General features: G+C 67.5%; 24 protein-coding genes and 1 pseudogene. 16 read left to right on the top strand and 9 right to left on the bottom strand.

Features of this window, described 5'->3' with window-relative positions; genetic code table 11:
- Positions 1–16: 16 nt before the first annotated feature.
- A pseudogene (locus tag ACIBVN_RS04860) lies at positions 17–421 on the bottom strand (IS630 family transposase); the annotation flags it as partial.
- 430 nt (positions 422–851) lie between these two features.
- Here ACIBVN_RS04860 and ACIBVN_RS04855 point away from each other — a divergent pair.
- Entirely contained in the window at positions 852–1,232 is a 381-nt protein-coding gene (locus tag ACIBVN_RS04855) for a hypothetical protein (RefSeq protein WP_397132739.1), read from the top strand.
- Between the two features lie 444 nt (positions 1,233–1,676).
- Here the strand turns inward: ACIBVN_RS04855 and ACIBVN_RS04850 are convergent, their stop codons facing one another.
- Positions 1,677–2,078, bottom strand: coding sequence for an RNHCP domain-containing protein (locus tag ACIBVN_RS04850; protein WP_349451609.1), 402 nt, complete (start codon positions 2,076–2,078; stop codon positions 1,677–1,679).
- 1 nt (position 2,079) lies between these two features.
- The gene (locus ACIBVN_RS04845) at positions 2,080–2,448 is read right to left on the bottom strand and encodes an RNHCP domain-containing protein (protein ID WP_397132737.1); all 369 of its coding nucleotides are present in this window, start codon (positions 2,446–2,448) and stop codon (positions 2,080–2,082) included.
- A gap of 299 nt (positions 2,449–2,747) precedes the next feature.
- Here ACIBVN_RS04845 and ACIBVN_RS04840 point away from each other — a divergent pair, with 299 nt between their 5' ends.
- Entirely contained in the window at positions 2,748–5,009 is a 2,262-nt protein-coding gene (locus ACIBVN_RS04840) for an acyl-CoA dehydrogenase family protein (RefSeq protein WP_397132735.1), read from the top strand.
- Here ACIBVN_RS04840 and ACIBVN_RS04835 read toward each other — a convergent pair whose 3' ends face one another.
- Positions 5,010–5,663, bottom strand: a complete 654-nt coding sequence (locus ACIBVN_RS04835) for a class F sortase (protein ID WP_397132733.1) — start codon at positions 5,661–5,663, stop codon at positions 5,010–5,012.
- Positions 5,653–6,075: a hypothetical protein gene (locus ACIBVN_RS04830; protein ID WP_397132731.1), complete on the bottom strand. Its 423-nt coding sequence runs from the start codon at positions 6,073–6,075 to the stop codon at positions 5,653–5,655. The genes ACIBVN_RS04835 and ACIBVN_RS04830 overlap by 11 nt, the downstream gene beginning before the upstream one ends.
- Positions 6,076–6,239: 164 nt before the next feature.
- Between ACIBVN_RS04830 and ACIBVN_RS04825 the strand changes: the two genes are divergently transcribed.
- Together ACIBVN_RS04825 and ACIBVN_RS04820 are read left to right on the top strand one after the other, a co-directional pair.
- Complete coding sequence (locus ACIBVN_RS04825; protein ID WP_397132729.1) at positions 6,240–6,434, top strand: hypothetical protein; 195 nt, start codon at positions 6,240–6,242, stop codon at positions 6,432–6,434.
- A gap of 6 nt (positions 6,435–6,440) precedes the next feature.
- Positions 6,441–7,250 carry an MBL fold metallo-hydrolase gene (locus tag ACIBVN_RS04820; protein ID WP_397132727.1) on the top strand — a complete coding sequence of 270 codons (810 nt, stop codon included), beginning with the start codon at positions 6,441–6,443 and terminating at the stop codon, positions 7,248–7,250.
- A 9-nt stretch (positions 7,251–7,259) separates the two neighbouring features.
- On the opposite strand, the gene ACIBVN_RS04815 is transcribed toward ACIBVN_RS04820, so the two are convergent.
- Positions 7,260–7,538 (bottom strand): hypothetical protein, encoded by a 279-nt coding sequence (locus ACIBVN_RS04815; RefSeq protein WP_397132725.1) that lies wholly within the window; start codon positions 7,536–7,538, stop codon positions 7,260–7,262.
- A 343-nt stretch (positions 7,539–7,881) separates the two neighbouring features.
- On the opposite strand from ACIBVN_RS04815, the gene ACIBVN_RS04810 reads away from it, so the two are divergent.
- From ACIBVN_RS04810 to ACIBVN_RS04760, 11 genes are all read left to right on the top strand, one after another.
- Positions 7,882–8,157 (top strand): hypothetical protein, encoded by a 276-nt coding sequence (locus tag ACIBVN_RS04810; protein WP_397132723.1) that lies wholly within the window; start codon positions 7,882–7,884, stop codon positions 8,155–8,157.
- The gene (locus ACIBVN_RS04805; protein ID WP_397132721.1) at positions 8,154–8,438 is read left to right on the top strand and encodes a hypothetical protein; all 285 of its coding nucleotides are present in this window, start codon (positions 8,154–8,156) and stop codon (positions 8,436–8,438) included. The genes ACIBVN_RS04810 and ACIBVN_RS04805 overlap by 4 nt, the downstream gene beginning before the upstream one ends.
- Positions 8,435–8,776, top strand: coding sequence for a hypothetical protein (locus tag ACIBVN_RS04800; RefSeq protein WP_397132719.1), 342 nt, complete (start codon positions 8,435–8,437; stop codon positions 8,774–8,776). Before ACIBVN_RS04805 ends, ACIBVN_RS04800 begins: the two co-directional genes overlap by 4 nt.
- Positions 8,773–9,114, top strand: coding sequence for a hypothetical protein (locus ACIBVN_RS04795; RefSeq protein ID WP_397132717.1), 342 nt, complete (start codon positions 8,773–8,775; stop codon positions 9,112–9,114). The genes ACIBVN_RS04800 and ACIBVN_RS04795 overlap by 4 nt, the downstream gene beginning before the upstream one ends.
- A gap of 350 nt (positions 9,115–9,464) precedes the next feature.
- On the top strand, positions 9,465–9,686 hold the full coding sequence (locus tag ACIBVN_RS04790) for a hypothetical protein (protein WP_397132715.1): 222 nt from the start codon (positions 9,465–9,467) through the stop codon (positions 9,684–9,686).
- Complete coding sequence (locus ACIBVN_RS04785) at positions 9,683–9,955, top strand: hypothetical protein (RefSeq protein WP_397132713.1); 273 nt, start codon at positions 9,683–9,685, stop codon at positions 9,953–9,955. Before ACIBVN_RS04790 ends, ACIBVN_RS04785 begins: the two co-directional genes overlap by 4 nt.
- A 330-nt stretch (positions 9,956–10,285) precedes the next feature.
- The gene (locus ACIBVN_RS04780; protein ID WP_397132711.1) at positions 10,286–11,068 is read left to right on the top strand and encodes a bifunctional DNA primase/polymerase; all 783 of its coding nucleotides are present in this window, start codon (positions 10,286–10,288) and stop codon (positions 11,066–11,068) included.
- Positions 11,069–11,124: 56 nt separating this feature from the next.
- Positions 11,125–12,510: an AAA family ATPase gene (locus ACIBVN_RS04775; protein ID WP_397132709.1), complete on the top strand. Its 1,386-nt coding sequence runs from the start codon at positions 11,125–11,127 to the stop codon at positions 12,508–12,510.
- Between the two features lie 228 nt (positions 12,511–12,738).
- A complete protein-coding gene (locus ACIBVN_RS04770) occupies positions 12,739–12,990 on the top strand; it encodes a hypothetical protein (protein ID WP_397132707.1) in 252 nt (83 codons plus the stop codon).
- Positions 12,991–13,161: 171 nt separating this feature from the next.
- Positions 13,162–14,499: a phage major capsid protein gene (locus ACIBVN_RS04765; RefSeq protein WP_397132705.1), complete on the top strand. Its 1,338-nt coding sequence runs from the start codon at positions 13,162–13,164 to the stop codon at positions 14,497–14,499.
- Positions 14,496–14,768: a hypothetical protein gene (locus ACIBVN_RS04760; protein ID WP_397132703.1), complete on the top strand. Its 273-nt coding sequence runs from the start codon at positions 14,496–14,498 to the stop codon at positions 14,766–14,768. The genes ACIBVN_RS04765 and ACIBVN_RS04760 overlap by 4 nt, the downstream gene beginning before the upstream one ends.
- 302 nt (positions 14,769–15,070) lie before the next feature.
- Here the strand turns inward: ACIBVN_RS04760 and ACIBVN_RS04755 are convergent, their stop codons facing one another.
- Positions 15,071–15,397, bottom strand: a complete 327-nt coding sequence (locus tag ACIBVN_RS04755) for a hypothetical protein (protein WP_397132701.1) — start codon at positions 15,395–15,397, stop codon at positions 15,071–15,073.
- Positions 15,394–15,591 (bottom strand): hypothetical protein, encoded by a 198-nt coding sequence (locus ACIBVN_RS04750; protein WP_397132699.1) that lies wholly within the window; start codon positions 15,589–15,591, stop codon positions 15,394–15,396. The genes ACIBVN_RS04755 and ACIBVN_RS04750 overlap by 4 nt, the downstream gene beginning before the upstream one ends.
- A 92-nt stretch (positions 15,592–15,683) precedes the next feature.
- Here ACIBVN_RS04750 and ACIBVN_RS04745 point away from each other — a divergent pair, with 92 nt between their 5' ends.
- Positions 15,684–15,965, top strand: a complete 282-nt coding sequence (locus tag ACIBVN_RS04745) for a winged helix-turn-helix domain-containing protein (RefSeq protein WP_397132697.1) — start codon at positions 15,684–15,686, stop codon at positions 15,963–15,965.
- A gap of 837 nt (positions 15,966–16,802) precedes the next feature.
- On the opposite strand, the gene ACIBVN_RS04740 is transcribed toward ACIBVN_RS04745, so the two are convergent.
- Complete coding sequence (locus ACIBVN_RS04740; protein ID WP_397132695.1) at positions 16,803–17,696, bottom strand: tyrosine-type recombinase/integrase; 894 nt, start codon at positions 17,694–17,696, stop codon at positions 16,803–16,805.
- Positions 17,697–17,741 lie beyond the last annotated feature (45 nt).

Below are 17,741 nucleotides of genomic sequence, written 5' to 3'. Positions count from 1 at the left end.
GGCTGACCTGGCCCGATCATGCTGCGGCTGACAGGGATCGGCCGCCCCAGCGGATGCCTTTCTCGCTGCGGACTCGGGCGCGTTCGCGGCGTTGGGCAGCCAGGACATCGAGGTGGCGGGCGTGGGCGTTGCGCCAGCGCAGGTAGGCGTGCAGCGCCCGGGTCTGGACGGTGTGGTTGGCGTGGTCGGAGTTGGCCAGGGTGAACTGCCGCAAGGGTCCGAAGTGCGCCTCGATCGGGTTGGCCCACGAGGCGTAGGTCGGGGTGAACACCAGTTCTTGTGCCCCGACAGGTTGTCCAGAATGACGTAGATCGGTGCCGCGCATGCCGTGGGTGCGGCGATAGGTGGCCGGCAATCGGTCAGGCTCACCCGCGGGCGCCCAGCCCGTCCCGGCGGTGGGCCGGATGCCGAGCGGGCCGAACCCACAGCACCAGCGGATGGAGTCCCGTAACCGTGGTGGGCCGTCGCGAAAGTCCGGTGGACCCGGCAGCGGGACCGCGAGATGCCGCAGGCCGGCACATCGGGAGCTTCCTGGCGCCACGTCGAGATCTTCCCTTCGCCGGAACGGAAGCGAGTGACCGTCGGTGACGATGCCGGGGCCTCGGCGACGGGACATCGCCACGGTCGGCGATTTGCGATTTTTGCCATAAATGCCCTTCTTTGTCGATAGTCCGCCTGTCGCAGAACTCATCCCACCAGCGATTTTTTGTCACCCCAGGAGGGGGAAACCGCACCCCGATCCCTCCCGTCGATCAATACGATCTTGAACCGGTTGCCACCATGTACTCACTGGCAGTGGGACCCCGTCGTCAGGACATGGGGTCCTTCCGACTAGCGCCAAGGCCGGGGACATGGATATTGAGGCGGCGATTAGCGAACTGAAAAACCGTTTGGCAGCCCTCGAAGCGATAATGCGTTCCGACGACACGGCCTCCGGCCGTCCCAACGTCCTGTATGAGCACTTCCCGGCAGAGGGCAGCACGCCTGAGGAAGGCGTCATCGCATGGGAAGTCGCCATTGCCGAGGTGCGCGCCGACGTCGCCGATCTTCACATGAGGGTGGGGCAGGACTTCGCAGTCCTGCGAGACGAACTGGCAGGCCTCCGACGGCAGCGCAACGAGCAATTCGCCTCAGCTCGCAGCAAGATCCTCGGAACCTGTGAGGCGCTGCGGCGCGACATGATCGCCTTGGGCGGCAGGCTCGATCGTTTGCTGGAGAAAAGGCGGGCTTGACGTGCTCCTCGCCATCCGGGCACGCAACCGGCTCTTGAACGTGGGGCGCCCGGCCGGATGGCCTCGTCGCACTGGGCCGGCGACGCGAACCGGCCCTGGCGGAAGGTGAAGAACTCGTGCAGCAGGTTTCACACCGCGCGCGCGTTGTGCGCCTGCCCGTCCAATGTGGGTCAGGCCCTTGTTCTGGCCGCCACCTCCAGAGTTGCATCTTGCGCAGATGGTCGAGGAGGGGCGAAAGCGTCTAAGGGGCCGTCCGAGCGGAGCGAGGTCGAACAGGGGGCGGGCGTCAGCCCGTCCGGGAGGGCGCGCGAGCGAAAGCGAGCACCGCTCAGGGCGCGTGTCAGGCGCATGACCACCCAGACGGGCAAGGGGCGGGTGGGACCCGGCCCACCTACCAGGCTTCTCGCCGGGACCCGTTTGTGGCGGGTCCCGGCGAGGAGTGGGCTAGAGGGTGAGCAGGGCGTTCGTTCGCAGGCGGGGGTTGGACAGCGGGCGGATGGCGATGCGGAGCAGGGCCAGCGCGTTGTCGTCGCCCGCGATGCGGTTGGCGCTGAGCTCGCCGCAGGACTGGCAGTGATGGATGATCAACCACTCGCCGTCCTGCCGGACGGTGACGCTCAGCGCCGCCATCCGGCCCCGGCAGGCCGCCCGCCGGTCCCCCGGGATCCGGTGGTCGACGTGCAGGCTCGTCAGGCAGTGCGGGCAGTGGTTGCGGTGGGCGGTGCCCGGGGCGATCATCGGCACGTCCAGCCGGCATCCGACGCAGCGGAACGTGTCCCCGCGTTCGCCGTGCCACGTGCTCTTGCGCCGTTGGGGCCGTTCCCGGCCCGGTTTTCTCCTCGGCATGTCACAGGTCGCCGAACGCCTCGAGCGGGAACGGCGGCTGCGCCAGCGGCCGTACGGCCATGCGCATGAGGATGAGCTGATTGTCGTCCCCGCAGATGGGGTTGGACGTCAGCTCCCCACACCGGGTGCAGCGATGGATCACCATCCAGTCGCCGGTGCGCAGGACCGCGATCGAGATCGGGATCATCCGCGCCCCGCACTCCGATGGGCCGCCTTCCACCCGGTCGAGGACGTGCTTCGAGTGCAGACAACTCGGGCAGTGGTTGCGGCGGGTGCCGTCCGGCGCGGTCGCGGTGACGGTCAGGCCGCAGCGCACGCATGGGAAGGTGTCGGTGTTCACGACGGAACGGGGTTTGCTGTTGGTGGACAACCTGGGTACTCCTTGCCGGAATGGTCAATTCAGGGCAGCAAGGGAGCGCCGAGCGAGCCTCGCGGCGTACGCGGGCATGCTGGTACGGCGGGCGGTCCGGCCGATCAGGTCTGAGGTCTCAGAGGCAGGATTCGCCCACGGCACGGCGAGGCGCGCAAGGCGCGGTGCCAGGCATCAATCCACCCCTTTCAGGGCATGGCTGCCCGAATGTTCCACCGTCAGGACACCAGGGAGCGTAACCGGGTGAGGCCGCGGGCGGCCAATGGTTTTTGACCGAATCATCTTCTACGTTCGGATGTATGGGTATCGGGCTGACCGAGGAACACCGGGCGCTGGCCGCCTCCGTGCATGGGCTCGCCGGGCGGGCGCCCGACCACGCGGCCCTGGCCGAACAGGGGATCCTGGGGCTGCATCTGCCTGAGGAGTGCGGCGGGCAGGGGTACGGGCTGCTGGAGCTGTGCGTCGCGCTGGAGGCGTTGGGCGAGCGGCGCGTCGCGGGGCCGTACCTGCCGACGGTCCTCGCCTCGGCCGTCCTCGCCTGGCCGGGGTACACCACCGGTCCCGCGTGGACGGGGTACTCCACCGGTCCCGCCTGGCAGAGGGACTCGGCCGGTCCCGCCCGGCACGGCGACTCGGCCGGGCTCGCCGACGGCGGGAAGGGACTGGTGCCCGGGCTCGCCGACGGCGGGAAGGGACTGGTCCCCGGGCTCGCCGACGGCGGAAAGGGGCTGATCGCCGGGCTCGCCGACGGGTCCTTGACCGCGGCCGTCGTGCTGGGCGGGGCGGAGTCGAACGGCGCCCTCGCCCAGGGCGAGCCGGAGCCGAACAGTGCCCTCGCCCAGGGCGGGCCGGAGAACGGCGTCCTCGCTCTGGGGGCGCCGGAGGCGGATCTCTTTCTTGTGCCGGTCGACGGCGGCGCGTGGGCGGTGCTCGATCGTGCCGACGTCGTCGCCGAGCCCGCCGACGGTGTGGACCTCGACCGGTCACTCTGCTCCGTCGCCACGCGCGCCGTCCCCGCCGACCGGCTGCTGGGCGAGGTGCCGGTACGGGAGATCGCCGCCGTGCTGCTGGGCGCCGACGCGTGCGGCGTGGCGGCGTGGGCCGTGGCGACAGCGGCGGAGTACGCCAAGGTACGCGAGCAGTTCGGGCGGCCGATCGGGCAGTTCCAGGGGGTCAAGCACCGGGTGGCCGCCGCGTTCGTGGTGCTCGAACAGGCCCGCGCCGCCGTGTGGGACGCCGCCAGGGCCATGGACGAGCACGCGTCGCCCGAGGAGGCGGGCCTGGCCGCGGCGGTGGCCGCGGTGCTGGGGCCCGATGCGGCGGTGCGATGTGCGGCGGACACGATCCAGGTGCTCGGCGGCATCGGATACACCTTCGAGCACGACGCGCACCGCTACTACCGCAGGGCGCTGTCCGGCCGGATGCTGGCCGGGGACCCGGGGCCGTGGGCCGAGCAGGTGGCGGGATCGGCGGTGGCCGGGACGCGGCGGGTGATGGAGCCGGACCTGCCCGAGGAGTCCGCCGCCGTCAGGGACGCCATCAGGGCGGCGGCCGAGTCGCTGCGGGCCGAGGAGCCGGTGGCCAGGCTGGAGAGGTTCGCGAGGGAAGGGTGGATCATGCCGTATCTGCCCAAGCCGTGGGGCAGGGCCGCCTCACCGCTGGAGCAGGTGATCATCCATCAGGAGTTCCGCGACCTGAAACGGCCGAGCCTGGGCATCGCGGCCTGGGCGGTCCCCTCCATCGTCCGGTACGGGACGCGTGAGCAGCAGGAGCGTTTCCTGCCGAAGACGTTCACCGGGGAGATCGTGTGGTGCCAGCTGTTCAGCGAGCCCGGCGCGGGCTCCGACCTGGCCGGGCTGGCGACGAAGGCCACGAGGGTGGAGGGCGGTTGGTCGCTCACCGGCCAGAAGATCTGGACGTCCCTCGCGCAGTACGCCCATTGGGGCATCTGCCTCGCCCGGACTTCTCCCGAAAAATCGAAACATAGCGGCATCACGTACTTCCTGGTGGACATGGCGGCCAAGGGAGTCACCGTCAGGCCACTCAAGGAGATCAACGGGGACGAGGTGTTCAACGAGGTCTTCCTCGACGACGTCTTCGTACCGGACGACCTGGTCGTCGGCGCGGTGGACGAGGGCTGGCGGGTGGCCCGTGACACGCTCTCCCACGAACGTGTCGCGCTCGGCGACTCCTGGGGTCCGGGCTCGCAGCACACCGACATGGCCGAGCTCATCGCGACGCTGCCCCCGCTCCGCCAGTCGCAACGCGAGCAGGCGGGCCGCCTGTGGGCGGAGGGCCAGGCCATCTCGGCGCTCGGCCTGCGCATAACGCTCTCGCAGCTGTCCGGGGCCGACCCCGCGACCGCGTCCAGCGTGCGCAAGCTGCTCGGCATGCGCCACGCCCAGGCGATCTCGGAGTTCTGCTGGTCGCTGGCGCCGGCGAGCCGCCGCTGGAGCCGTACGATCCTCGCCACCCGGGCGTTCACCATCGGCGGCGGCACCACGGAGGTGCAGCTCAACATCATCGCCGAACGCGCGCTCGGCCTGCCGCGCGACCCGTGATCAGCTCTTGGGATAGTACGGCGCCGCGAGGTGGGCGTACACGATCGTGTTGTCGAGGTAGCTGTGCGCCTGCCGGTCGAACGTCCCGCCGCAGGTCACCAGCCGCAGCCCCGGATAGGTGAGCTTGGCGTAGACCTTCTTGACGGGGAAGTTCCGCTTCGGCGTGTGCTCGACCTTGTCGACGACGAACACCGCCACCGAGCGGTCGGCGCGCAGCACCTGGATCTGGTCACCGCGTTTGACGTTCTTGAGGTTGGCGAAGACGGCGGGGCCGCTCCTGGTGTCCAGATGGCCGGTGATCACGGCGGCGCCGCGCTGGCCGGGTACGGCGCCGTAGCGGTACCAGCCCGCCTGGTTCGGCGGGTCGAACGGCGGGTTCTCGATGGCGCCCTGCGCGTCCAGGCCCAGCTCCATCAGCGGGGCGGCCACGCCGATGGACGGGATGTAGACGGCCGTGGGCTTGACGGCCTTCATGGGCGCGGCCACCTTGCCGGACGGCACGCCCGGGACCGACGGCGCGGGGCTCGTGGCCGCGACCGGACCCGGCTCGGGCTCGTCGGTGAAGATGCCGCTGACCCCGAGCCCGACCAGCAGCACCCCCGCCAGCGAGACGACGACTGCCCCGGTCCGGAGCAGCCGCTGCTCAGGCGACACCCTTGCGGCGCCGTACCGCGAGCCCGGCCAGCCCGGCTCCCGCGAGCAGGGCGGCACCTCCCACCGCGAACGGCCACACCGGGTCGTCCGGTACGAGCCCGCCGCCACCGGTCTCCGGATGCCCCCTCGGCACCCGGCGCTCGTCCTCCGCCGCGGGCCGCCACGGCTCCTCCGCGTGCTCCTCCGGGCCTGGCCAGGCGTGCTCCGGCTCTGGCTCGGCATGGGGAGGCGGGCTCGACCAGGACTCCTCGGGCGAGGGCTGCTCGTCGCAGAGCAGCGGCAGCGGAAGGAGGCAGGTGGGCAGCTCGACCGGCAGGTCAGTGCCGGAGGAGGCGTACGCGGGGGGCGCGGCGAGGGCCACCCCTCCGACCACCAAGGCGGCCACGGCAGCCGCGAGACGTGCTCTTGCCATGAGAAGGCTCCAGACTCGTTCGTCGCCCCCGATGCACAAGAGAGCCTTGCGAATTATTAGATTACGAGTCAAGTAATGTGACCGAAGTGAAATTAGGCAGACACGGAGGGTTTAAGCACGTCCCAATGTGGCAGGAAATAACGGCATAAAGGGGGACAAATGCCATGAGCAATCCACAGCAGCCCGAGATTCGCAGATCAGGCAAATCGCCCACCGAGTTCAAGTCCGCTCACCTCACGCCCCAGACGAAGCAGGGAGCCAAGCGTTCCGCCCGCCCCCACGGCATGGACAAGGGCGGCAAGGGCGGCGGCCAGGGCGGCGGCGTGCCTCCGGGGCAGCGCCCGCCCTACCCGGGGTGAACGGAGGTGAAAGGAAGCCTGCAGTTCATCGGCAACGCGACGACGCTGATCCGCTACAACGGCCTCACGCTGCTGACCGATCCCAACTTCCTGCACCAGGGCCAGCGGGCGTATCTCGGCTATGGCCTGTCCACCCGCCGCCTCACCGATCCGGCCATGGAGATCGAGGACCTGCCACCACTCGACGGGGTGGTGCTGTCGCACCTGCATGGCGACCACTGGGACCGGGTCACCCGCAAAGGCCTGGACCGGGACACCCCGGTCATCACGACCACCGCGGCGGCCCGCCGCCTTCGCCGCCACGGCTTCAGCCGGAGCGTGGGGCTGACGGAATGGCACACGCACGAGTTGCGCGGCCCGCACGGCACGGTCAGGATCACCGCGCTGCCCGCCAAGCACGCGCCCGGCCTCGCCGAGGCGCTGCTGCCGCCCGTGATCGGCACGATGCTGGAGTTCTGCAACCCGGACGATCGGGTGGAGCTGCGTATCCACGTCAGCGGTGACACGCTGCTCGACCGCCACCTCGACTCGATCCCGCGCCGCTTCCCCGACATCGACCTGGCCCTGGTGCACCTGGGCGGCACCCGGCTGCTCGGCCTGATGCTCGTCACGATGGACGGCGAACAGGGCGCGTCGTGGGTGGACCTGATGAACCCGCACGCGGTCGTACCGGTGCATTACGACGACTACGCCGCGTTCACCTCACCGCTGGACGACTTCCGCCACCACATCGAGCAGAACGGCCTGGCCGACCGGGTGGTCTACCTCAAGAGGGGCGAAACCCGCGAGCTCGCCCCCCATCACCTCGTGCGCTAGACGTCTCGACTACATCCCGACGGGCTGGCGTTCCCGCTCGCGGATCTCCTCTCGAGCGCTGACGGCGAGCTCTTCGCGGGTCTCCTCCAGAGCCAGCGCCACCCCCAGCGCGAAGCAGGTGGGCGCCCACTCGCCGACGAATATCCCCCACCTGTCGGCTCGGGCGAGACCTTCGCTCTCGTACTGCTTCGACATCAGCCAGGACGTGAACGACGCGGCGATGGACAGCATGCCGGCGGTGTACATGTGGCTGGAGCGTACGCCCATCGTGTGCAGCCGTCTGATCATTTCTCTTTCCCCCCGTTGAGATGTGTTCCCCTGGGCTGGCTACCCGGCATCTCAGGACGTAATCGCAGTTCAGTCGCCCCCGTGGCGCCGGCTCAGCTTGAGCCGTTCTCCTTGGTCACCGCCCTCGCCCTGCTGGGTTGCACGCGCATCGGCTCGCCCGGCATCTTGGGAGTGCCTGTGCCGTGAACCGTGTGCTAACCAGGGCTTGAGCAGATCATCTACGAAGTGAACGAAGCTGAGTTATCCGGCGAGTTTGGGAGCCTCAATGTAGGCGGGCCTACCCGGTGCGGGAACACCGAGCAGGCCCTTGATCACCACCTGTCTAGCCAGGAGGCGACCCAAGGTGTATTTCACCACGCCCAACGCCATGGCGCGCGGCCAAAAGGCCGTCACTGATGCCGCCAACCTCGACGACAGCGAGTTCCTGTCCAAGCGCGAGACGTCGCTTGTCTTCCACCTGGGGGCACTCTCGACGGTCGTCCTCGCCGACGAGCTGAACATCGACGTCCGCGAGTTCGACTACAGCCAGGCCGCCAAGCTGCTGTCCGCGCAAGAGCTGAACGCGCTCGTGCTGTTCATCCGCGACCTGGTCGCCGCCCGCATGGCGGGTGCCGCGTGAGCGAGCAGAAACGACCCCGCCGGCGGAACCTCGACACGGTCGTACACCTCGACGACTCGGCAATCCTGTTCGAGGTCAACATCCAGACCGGCGACGACTCCCACATTCAGGTGATGTACACGGACGCGAGGGGCGAGACCCACAACGTCCGCTTCACCGCTGAGCAGGCCTGGTTGGTCGGCGACATCATCCACAACTTCGACAGGCGCGCTGTACGCGAGTTCGGCCAGCTGCTGTTCGAGGGCGTCCACGAGATCACAGCAGAGGAGGCCGGCGAATGAGCACGTTCACCGAGAGGACCTACAGGCCCAAGACTCACCGCGAGGCGATGGCCGAGCTGTGCCTGACTCTGCCGCGCACGCCTGGCTGCCACCCTTGGTGCACTCTGCACTGCCAGATCGACGAGACGACGACGTTCTGTATGGGGCCAGACGTCCTCACTCCTGTGACGCCGAACGGGTACGTCGGCCTGTCCTCGTGCGCCCAGGAGCGCGGCGGGCAGCCGATGATCGACCTGGGCGACGGCCTGGACCACGTGACCGTCGAGCAGGCGGAGGAGTACGCCCGCGCGATCCTGCGCCAGGTGGCCAGAGCTCGCGGACAGGAGGTTTCCGCGTGACCGTGATCCACGATCCCGTCTACCTGGCCGCCAGAGCCGTACGCAACGCTGACCGCGGCTGCCCGGCATGGTGCACGGGCATACACGAGGAGCCGAACGAACCCCACTACGGCGACCTCAGCGAGTACTTGATTCACGTCGACGGTCTCAATTCCGGCGCCGACGCCACCCCGGACATCCTCGGTATTGGCCTCGACCAGATGGAGGCTGGCGGCGAGGTGATGATCTCGATGGGCAACACCTTCGGCACGATGTGGCTGTCGCTGTCGGAGGCGAAACGGCTCGCGATCCGCCTCTTGCAGCTCGACCTCGACGCGGCAACCGAGGGCAGGTGTTGAGCCGCACCCGCGGCAACGAGCGTCCTTCGTCCCTCCCCTTCCGGGGAGATGGGCGGAGGGCGCTTCCGTACATGCCGCCTCACGTGCCTCACAACGCCCGGCTCGACACTCTGAGCGATTCTGCTACAGTCGAAAGCAAATCCGCGCGGAGCGGACACACTCCTGTTGAGCGAGCCGGCGCGACCACTCGCCTTGGAGCTAGGGCCTACAGCCCGAGCCGCAGCAGGCACGACGCCCTCCGTAGAAGGTCAAGGACGCCGGAGCTCCCCGCCCGCAAAGGGTGGAGGGTTAGGAGCCACCACCTCCTTGCATGTCATGTTCGTCATGGCCATGCAAGGGAGGACCCGTCTGTGGCCATCAGTCCTCAAGTCGCTCAGGCTCGCGCACGCATCGCGGCTCTCAAGCGGCACCACCCCAACCGGCCCGAACTGGTCGAGAACGAGCAGCGCAGGCTCAAGGCCGTAGGCGCCGAAGAGTACATCGTCCGTCTGCTCTCGACGTCGCCGGCGCTCACGTTCGACCAGCGTGCCCGTCTCGCCGCCCTCCTTACGAACGGGGGGCAGGTCGCATGATGACGCCCGAACAGCGGGTACTCCGCGCGCAGATCGCCGCGCATGTGCGGTGGTCCAAGACACCGAACGCCGCAGAGGCTACCGCGCCGGCCCGCAAGGCGTTCCACGACCGGTTCGAGCGCCAGGTCGACCCGAACAACGAGATGGACCCAGTGGTACGCGCCAAGCTCGCCGAACACGCGAAGAAGGCGTACTACAAGCAGCTCGCGCTCAAGTCCGCGCGCGCTCGAGCTGCGCGTAAGACGGGTGGTGACCGGGATGCCGCCTAACAAGCGAAGCGGCCCCCAGGCCACGACACCCGGGAGCCGCCAGAAAAGCTCAGTGCCTACCAGCACCACCAACGCCACCACGGTACAGCGTGGGCGCCGCGGATTCGAGGCAAACCGGGTTCCGTCCGCATTCGCCAGCCAGTTCCCGCCAGACGGCGCCGGCCGCAGCTGGTGGTGGCTCGCCTACAGGTGCCCGCACTGCGAAGCCTCCCACCTTGGGCGTTCTCGAGACCGCGTCACAGACGGGCTACGCCGCTCGAGGTGCGGACGCCCCGTCTGGCTTGTCATCGCCCGCACCTACCGACCCGGACGGTTGCAGGTGAGCGCGTGATGACCGAAAGCAAGATGGCCGCCGCACTGGCCTACGCCGAGCGCGGATGGCCGGTGTTCCCCTGCATCCCCGGAAGGAAGGCACCGATAGGCAAGCTCGTCCCGAACGGTCTGTACGGGGCAACCGCCGACATTGAGTTGGTAGCGCGCTGGTGGACGTCCTACCCCGACGCGAACATCGCAGTGCCTACCGGCCTGGCCACGTTCGACGTGCTCGACGTCGACCAGAAGCCGGACGGCACCGGGTGGCCGGCATTCAACCGGCTCAAGGCCGCAGGGTTACTGCCGGAGCCGTTCATGGTCGTGTCGACGCCATCGGGGGGTTTGCACGCCTACTACGTCGGCACAGACCAGGCGTGCGGGTCGCTGAAACGGCATTTCCTCGACTTCAAGAGCGCCGGCGGATACGTCGTCGTCCCGCCGAGCGTGGTCGACGGCACGCCGTACGGGCTCATCTCAGAGCGTCCCCACACGCGAAGCCAACTCAATTGGTCTGCGGTGCGGGAGTTCCTCGACCCGCCCAAGCCCGTCCAGGTCATGCCCAAGCGTGCAAGCAACGGCACAGGCATCGACCACCTCGCCGCGTGGCTGGCCGACAAGACAAAGCCGGGCAGGAACCAAGCCCTGTTCTGGGCAGCCTGCCGAGCCGCGGAGAACGGCGCCAGCGAGGCAGAGCTGCATGAGCTGTACCACGGCATGCAGTTCGGCAACGGGTTCGACGAGCGGCAGGCCGCCCGCACGGTGCTCGACGCGTTCCGCACGGTCAATCGGAGGAGCGCATGAAGAACTGCACACGGTGTGGCGCACCGATCGTCATTCGCCGACACCAAGTGGCGACCTTGGGCACCTTCGAGGCGTGCGAACGCTGCGGCACACGCCCGGTGTACTGCCGGTGTGAGCCGCTGGGATCCTTCAAACCCGCCGTGTTTCTGACAGTGTCAGATTCGGATACGCGTCATGACCAGGCAAAAGGACAATCTGACACTTCTGACGCGGGTCTGCTGGGCGGTCTACGTACAGGCAAGTGGCTCGACGAGCAGGAGTTCGAGCCGATCCATGAGGTAGTGCCTGGTCTAATCCCCGCGGGCCTGGTGTTGTTCGTTGGCAAGCCCAAGATCGGTAAGTCGTGGGCGATGGGCAATATCCTGCTGTCCGCCGCCGCCGGCGGGTTGGCGCTCGGAGGCATCCCCACAGGCGAGCCCCAGACCGTCATGTACTTCGCCCTCGAGGACGGCGACAGGCGCATGCAGACCCGCTGCTGGGCCATCCTCGGTGAAGGCGTGCCGATCCCCGAGCGGTTCAACTACCTGACAGTCGTCCCGCCCGGTCTGATCGTCCAAACCATCGAGGCGTACCTATCGAGTTACCCCGAAACGACGCTGCTCGTGCTCGACACGCTCGGCAAGGTGATGCCGAACGCCGCCCCCGGAGAGAGCGCCTACCAGCGCGACTACCGGATCGGTAGCCAGCTCAAGCGCATCGCCGACGAGTACCCCAAGCTTGCCCTCGTGGTCATCCACCACGACCGCAAAGCAGAGTCGGGCGACTTCATCGACGCCGTGAGCGGCACACAGGGACTCGCCGGCTCCGCAGACACAATCATCCTGCTCACACGCAAGCGGAACACGACCGATGGCCTGATCCGGGTCACCGGCCGAGACGTGGCCGAAGGCGAATACGCCGTCACCATGAAAGAGGGCCGATTCTGGACCCTTGACGGCAACGACCTGACCGAGGCCGCCGCCAACGCCCGCAAGCGAGAGCAGGCAGGCAATCTGTCCGAGACATCCGCCGGCATCCTGGAGTTCGTCGCCGAACACCCTGAGGGCGTACAAGCCAAGGACGTTGCCGAGCGATTCGGCAAGGACGCATACAAGTACCTCAACCGCCAGGTCGAGGCTGGCCGACTCGTGAAGCCCAAGCGCGGACTCTACCTCGTACCACCCCTGTCAGAAGTGTCCGAAGTGTCAGAACCGCAGGTCAGCGACCATGATCAATCGGACACTGTCAGAAACGAGGAAGGCGTAAACCCGGGCCAACTCCAGGTGCCCGACACTCCCCCAGCGGAACGGCCACGGGCCACCAGTCGCAAGCCCGCAAGGAGGCTGCCCAAGCAGCGGTGCGAGCACTGCCGCAAGACCTACACCCCGGTCAAGCTGCCGTCGAAGTACTGCAGACCCGCATGCCGCACCGCGGCCTACACCAAACGGAAGAACGCCACGTGAGAGGGAGGGGCGGGAGGAAAGTCTCGCCCCCAACCCTCGTGACCCGTCGCCCCGCTCCGTTTTCACACCCGCGAAATTCTGAAATCGGGCCTGATCTGTGCCATATCGCGGGAGGGGGCCGTTGGATCTTGAGCGGTCCCGTCTCGCGACCCTCGACGCAGGTGGCTCTTTTTCTGTACGGTTCTCAGCTTTTTTTCTTCCACGTTCATCTCACTTCATGGAGGCATCATGACCAGCGAATACGCTGCAATCCACGCTCGTACGGTCGCTCTCGTACAGCACCACCGCCGCCAGGACTGGCCGGCCGTGTCGACGCTCCTTGCCGAGCTCACCACGCCTGAGATGGCCGGTATGACCCTCGCGAGCATGCTCAAGGTGCTCGACTACTTCCTCGACCGCGTCCCGGACGCTGACCGGTTCCTGGCGGAAATGTCGCTCACTCTGGCCGCGTATGACGGGAATGTCGCCGATGGCCAGTAGAGTGGATCTCGACGGATCGCAGTCGGCACGGAGTGGCCGGCGCCCGTCTGTGCCGTGGTCTCACCCGCGCCAGAGCTGCGCAGGGCAGACGACGAGGAGCGCCAGAGTCGCGTTCCCAGTCGCCGAGACGCTCGGGGTTCTCACCCGTGCATCGACGACGAAGGGAACGTCGTGAACATCCTTGACCAGCTCCGGGACATGCCCCAGATGGACATCCTGTACGCGAGCTCTGACGATCTGCTCTCCTGGAAGGAACAGCTCCGCTCGGTTCAGAGCAAGTCTTTCGAGGACATGAAGCGTATCCGGGACGCTGCTGGCAGCCGCGCCCTGACCCGTTCTCAGGAGGCCGACTTCAACGCGGCCGAAGCCAACACCCGCGAGGCAAGCACGCTGCTCGAGCAGGTGGACGACGCCATCGACCGCAAGGCGCTCGACCGGTCGCAGATCATCGTCACCGGTTCCGACCGGCCCGCCACCTCAACCCGGTTCGCGGACGGGGTTCCGCTGCGGCGCGACGACCGCGTGACCGACTTCGTCCAGGCGCGTGGCCTGGAGTGGCGCCGCGGCGACGAACAGCTCGACCTCGGAAAGTACCTGCGCGGCCTGGTGCTCGGCGAATGGGAAGACGCCGACGCTGAACGGCGCGCCATGTCGGAGGGCACGCAGTCAGCCGGCGGCTACATGGTGCCTACCCTGCTGTCCGCCCAGATCATCGACCTGGCGCGCAACCAGACGCGCGTTCTGCAGGCCGGCGCCCGCATCGTGCCGATGGCGAACAAGACCGTCGACATCGCGAAGTGGACCGGCGACCCCACCGCGGCCTGGCACACAGAGAACGCAACCATCTCCCCAACCGATGCCACGCTGGGCAAGGCGACGCTGACGGCGCAGGCACTGACGTCGCTCACGGTCGTGTCGCGGGAGCTGGTCGAGGACGCTCCGAACGTCGGTGACGAGCTGGCGCAGGCGTTCGCCGCACAGTTCGCGCTCACCCTCGACCGGGCGGCCCTGTACGGCTCAGGCACCGCCCCGGAACCGCGCGGCGTGAAGAACACGTCCGGTATCACGACGCAGCTCTTCAGCGGCGCCAACGGCGGCACGCCCACCAACTACGACTTCCTCATCGACGCCGTGGGCGCGCTCGAGGACAACAACGAGGAGGCGACCGGCGTCATCTACGCGCCGCGGACCAAACGCGTTCTCGGCAAGCTCAAGGAAGCCACCACGAACGCCTACCTGGCGCCGCCGGCCATCATCGCGGGCCTGCCGCGCTACGACACCAACCAGGTACCGATCAACCTGACGGTCGGCACGTCCACCGACACCAGCGACGCGTTCGTCGGCAACTGGCGGCAACTGTACGTCGGCGTGCGCACCCAACTCATGATCAAGCCGCTGGAAGAGAGATACGCCGACAACGGCCAGCTCGGGTTCCTGGCCTGGTGGCGCGGTGATGTCGTAGTCGCGCGAGCCAAGGCGTTCACGGTCGTGACGGGACTGCGCGGATGAGCGCGTTCTGCGAGCACAACCGGCTTGCTGACCATTGCGAGGACTGCGCCCTCATACAGGCGAAGGAACGCGGCTACCGGCCGCCTGAGCACCCGCAGGCGCCGGCTACCCCTGAGCCTGAGATCGCCGAACAGACCGTGCTCATCGAGACCGGCCTGAACACGTACACGCTTGTGATGGCCGGCGACGACATCCCCCATTCGCTGCGGAACCTGCCGCGCCGCGACCGGGACACGATGAAGCTGCTCAAACCCAAGCGCAGCACCTGAGACCAGCGGGATCCGGCGTCAAACGGACCGTGAGCCCTCCTCGGAGGGCTCGCCTCCTTCCCGCAAGGACAGCCAAGACGCAGGCAGGGCATGCTGACATGCCGAGCTGTACCTGCGCCGGATCCCGCCCCAACAGGGGGCATGCAAAAGTCGAAGGGCACCCCCTCGTGACCCCGCCGATAGTCAGCTTTTTTCCTGTAGGGGTTCCGACTGATTTTTTGGCCTGCATGGGCTTGAGGACCATGCAGGGGGTGGCCCCGCCCACGGGAAGCCCTCCAAGGTCCCGGGCGGGGCCACCAGTCCTAAGAGCTGCGGCGCTCAACGATCTCGGCGGCACTCACGCCGTGAACGTGTTCGACGTACCAAGCCCGCTCGTTGGCCGCTGAGTAGCCGTCGAACTGTGGTTTCAGGGTGGCCGGCATGTCGTAGGGGGCATTGACCCGAGCCGGCCGCCTGGCGGCGAGTAGGCGCAGGTTGTCAGGGTCGTAGCCGAGCGGCCATGTCGCGAAGTCGCCGCCGACGACCGGAATGGCGTCGAGCACGATACGTACGCCGCCGCTGCCGAAGATGTATGCCTTGATGACGGCCAGGCCGCACCGGTCGCATGGGTATGGAGCGATCGAACTCACGGCAGATCACCGGTGGTGAGCTCAGGATCGGCCGGCGGCTTGTGCACGGTAATGCGCCGCATCTCGGGCGCGGGCAAATCGCTCCCACGGGAACGGTTTGCAAGGTCGCGGTGGGCCTGCTCGAGGCGGATTAGCTCGTCTTCGGGTGCGGCGTGACGTACGTGCTCGTCGTCGCGAGGGGTCTTGGAGGGCATGCCCGGATCGTATGACGCGGTATAGAGCGGTGTACAGCGGCATGCCGCTACCTACACGTTTATGCAGGTGAGGGCCGTTCTATGGTGCTCAGGTGAGCGATGAGCAGGAGTTCGACCCCGAGAGCGTCGTAGGCGAGTACGTGTACGCGGCGGCGGCCGACTACCTCGAGGCCCGTATACGCGACGGTCGGATCCCACCCGGCGCCGCACTGCCCGGCGAACGTGCTCTCGCCGAGCAGCTCCATGTCGCGTTGGGGACCGCGCGGCGGGTCATCAAAGAGCTACGGGACCGCGGACTCGTACGGACGTTGCCGGCGAAGGGATCGTTCGTGGCACCCGCGGACCAGTGGCCGCCCGCCGCCAACGCTGAGTGACCGCCGTAATGTCCCGCAGCCCCTCTCGGTTATTGTCCCCAGCCCCTCCCCCATCGCCCCCTATATGGAGGATCTGACGGGACACAAAGACATTCCTGCCCGACGCCTCGAAAGTCGCAGTCTGTGACGGGCAGCGCCCTCGCCAGTGAGTACCCTCTAGCCCGTCTAGGAGCCCTGTTTCCCTGGTCGCTGGGGTCTAGCTTCCTAGAGCAGCTGTCTAGGTCCTAGGCTCTCTGGCTCTATTCCTAGACCCTCGCTAGACACCTGCTAGGGCGCTAGGAGCCACGTAGACGCGCCGTTCGGCTCTTGGCGAAGGTGCTAGGCCTCGCGGGCGTGGCGCTAGGTCTCGCGGCTTCCTAGCGGCTCTACGCGCGGATGCGTTACGTAACGCGCACGGCCGCGTAACGCGCGCGCGAGTGTACGACGCACCAGGGACCCGCACAGGGAGGTAGGGAGTTCTCCCTACGGGCATCCCTGGTGCGCCTCCCTGTGCGTGAGCAGCGAACCTCCCTCTAAGGGAGGCCAGGGGAGGCCAGGTTACGCACCAGTGCGCACCCCTCGAAAACGCGCTCTGGAGGCCGTTGCAGCCTCCCTCCCTAACATCTAACCCGGTTAGCTCCACTTAACCCGTACCTAACTCGGCCACCACCGACAGAAGAAGCTGTCACGCGCGCCGCGTGTACGCGCGCCGCGCATTATGCACGCGCGAGGCTGATCCGGCACATGAAGATGAAGATGTCTCGTTGGCCGGTACACCCTCGGTACCCCTCCGGTACAGGGCAAACGCTCAAGATCAGTACACCCTCAGTACAGGCGTCTGGACCGGCCTCGACCTGACTAGAGCTGGTCGCCGAGCTTCATCCGCTTGTGCGCCTGGCGGGCTCGCTCGTCTGCCGCCGATGCTCCGTACCTGCCGAGCATCTCCGACGACCGCCACCCGGCCAGACGCATCAGATCCCGCTCCTGGCCGCCGCTCACCAACCAGCGGTGCGCAAACGTGTGCCGGAACCGGTGAGCGTGTACGTCCTCGATGCCCGCTTTCTTCGCCAGGTTGCGCAGCAGGTCATCAATGCCGTCTGTCGAGTAGGTGCCGCGCTGACTCAGCCACAGTCCGGGCAGGTCCGCGTTTTTGTGCTGGCGCCGAGCTCGGATGTATCGGTCGAGGGCGCGCGCCGTCTTGGCGCCGAACGGGACGGCTCGCGGTCGTCTCCCCTTGCCAGTGACAAAGATGACCTCGTGGTTGAAGTCGACGTCATCCAGTTGGATTCCGGCCAGCTCGGAGATGCGGATGCCAGTGTCGAAGAAGACTCGCACGATGGCCTCATTGCGCCGGCCGAGAAAGTCGGTTCCTGCCGCGGCCTTGATGAGCGCGGCGACCTCCTCATCGGTGAAGATCGGTACGGGCGTCTCTGGCGGCTTGGGCGGCTCGACGTTGGCCAGCGGGTTCGAGGTGATTTCCTCCTCCGCCAGGAGCCACCGCACGAACCGGCGCATGCCACGGAACCGCGTGAGCACCGTGGAGGTGCTGTTCCTCGCGGCGAGGTGCCCGAGCCACGCCACAAGCTCAGGCTTGGTCAGCGAGTCGAGTGTGGTGGGCTTACCGTTCTCCTCCAGCCATTCCTTGAAGAACCGGATGGACTGGAGGTAGATCGTGATTGTCCGCTCTGCCTTATCGGACGCCCTGAGGTCACGGGCGAATGATGCTGCGAGGTCATCAAGTAACTCGGCCACAGGGCTAGGTTATCTGGAGTTCAAGCGTTATGCTATGCGTCGAGG

Origin of the sequence: Nonomuraea sp. NPDC049400, from assembly GCF_044466425.1 — a bacterium.
Lineage (GTDB): Bacteria > Actinomycetota > Actinomycetes > Streptosporangiales > Streptosporangiaceae > Nonomuraea.
Note: the sequence above shows the minus strand (reverse complement) of the source record. Positions and strands in the feature narration are given on the sequence as shown.

What these genes read in the sequence shown, in the direction of transcription:
- ACIBVN_RS04855 (WP_397132739.1), top strand. Translation starts at nt 852, where the DNA reads ATGGATATTGAGGCGGCGATTAGCGAACTGAAAAACCGTTTGGCAGCC.
- ACIBVN_RS04850 (WP_349451609.1), bottom strand. Translation starts at nt 2,078, where the DNA reads ATGCCGAGGAGAAAACCGGGCCGGGAACGGCCCCAACGGCGCAAGAGC.
- ACIBVN_RS04840 (WP_397132735.1), top strand. Translation starts at nt 2,748, where the DNA reads ATGGGTATCGGGCTGACCGAGGAACACCGGGCGCTGGCCGCCTCCGTG.
- ACIBVN_RS04830 (WP_397132731.1), bottom strand. Translation starts at nt 6,075, where the DNA reads ATGGCAAGAGCACGTCTCGCGGCTGCCGTGGCCGCCTTGGTGGTCGGA.
- ACIBVN_RS04825 (WP_397132729.1), top strand. Translation starts at nt 6,240, where the DNA reads ATGAGCAATCCACAGCAGCCCGAGATTCGCAGATCAGGCAAATCGCCC.
- ACIBVN_RS04815 (WP_397132725.1), bottom strand. Translation starts at nt 7,538, where the DNA reads ATGATCAGACGGCTGCACACGATGGGCGTACGCTCCAGCCACATGTAC.
- ACIBVN_RS04800 (WP_397132719.1), top strand. Translation starts at nt 8,435, where the DNA reads ATGAGCACGTTCACCGAGAGGACCTACAGGCCCAAGACTCACCGCGAG.
- ACIBVN_RS04785 (WP_397132713.1), top strand. Translation starts at nt 9,683, where the DNA reads ATGATGACGCCCGAACAGCGGGTACTCCGCGCGCAGATCGCCGCGCAT.
- ACIBVN_RS04780 (WP_397132711.1), top strand. Translation starts at nt 10,286, where the DNA reads ATGACCGAAAGCAAGATGGCCGCCGCACTGGCCTACGCCGAGCGCGGA.
- ACIBVN_RS04770 (WP_397132707.1), top strand. Translation starts at nt 12,739, where the DNA reads ATGACCAGCGAATACGCTGCAATCCACGCTCGTACGGTCGCTCTCGTA.
- ACIBVN_RS04760 (WP_397132703.1), top strand. Translation starts at nt 14,496, where the DNA reads ATGAGCGCGTTCTGCGAGCACAACCGGCTTGCTGACCATTGCGAGGAC.
- ACIBVN_RS04750 (WP_397132699.1), bottom strand. Translation starts at nt 15,591, where the DNA reads ATGCCCTCCAAGACCCCTCGCGACGACGAGCACGTACGTCACGCCGCA.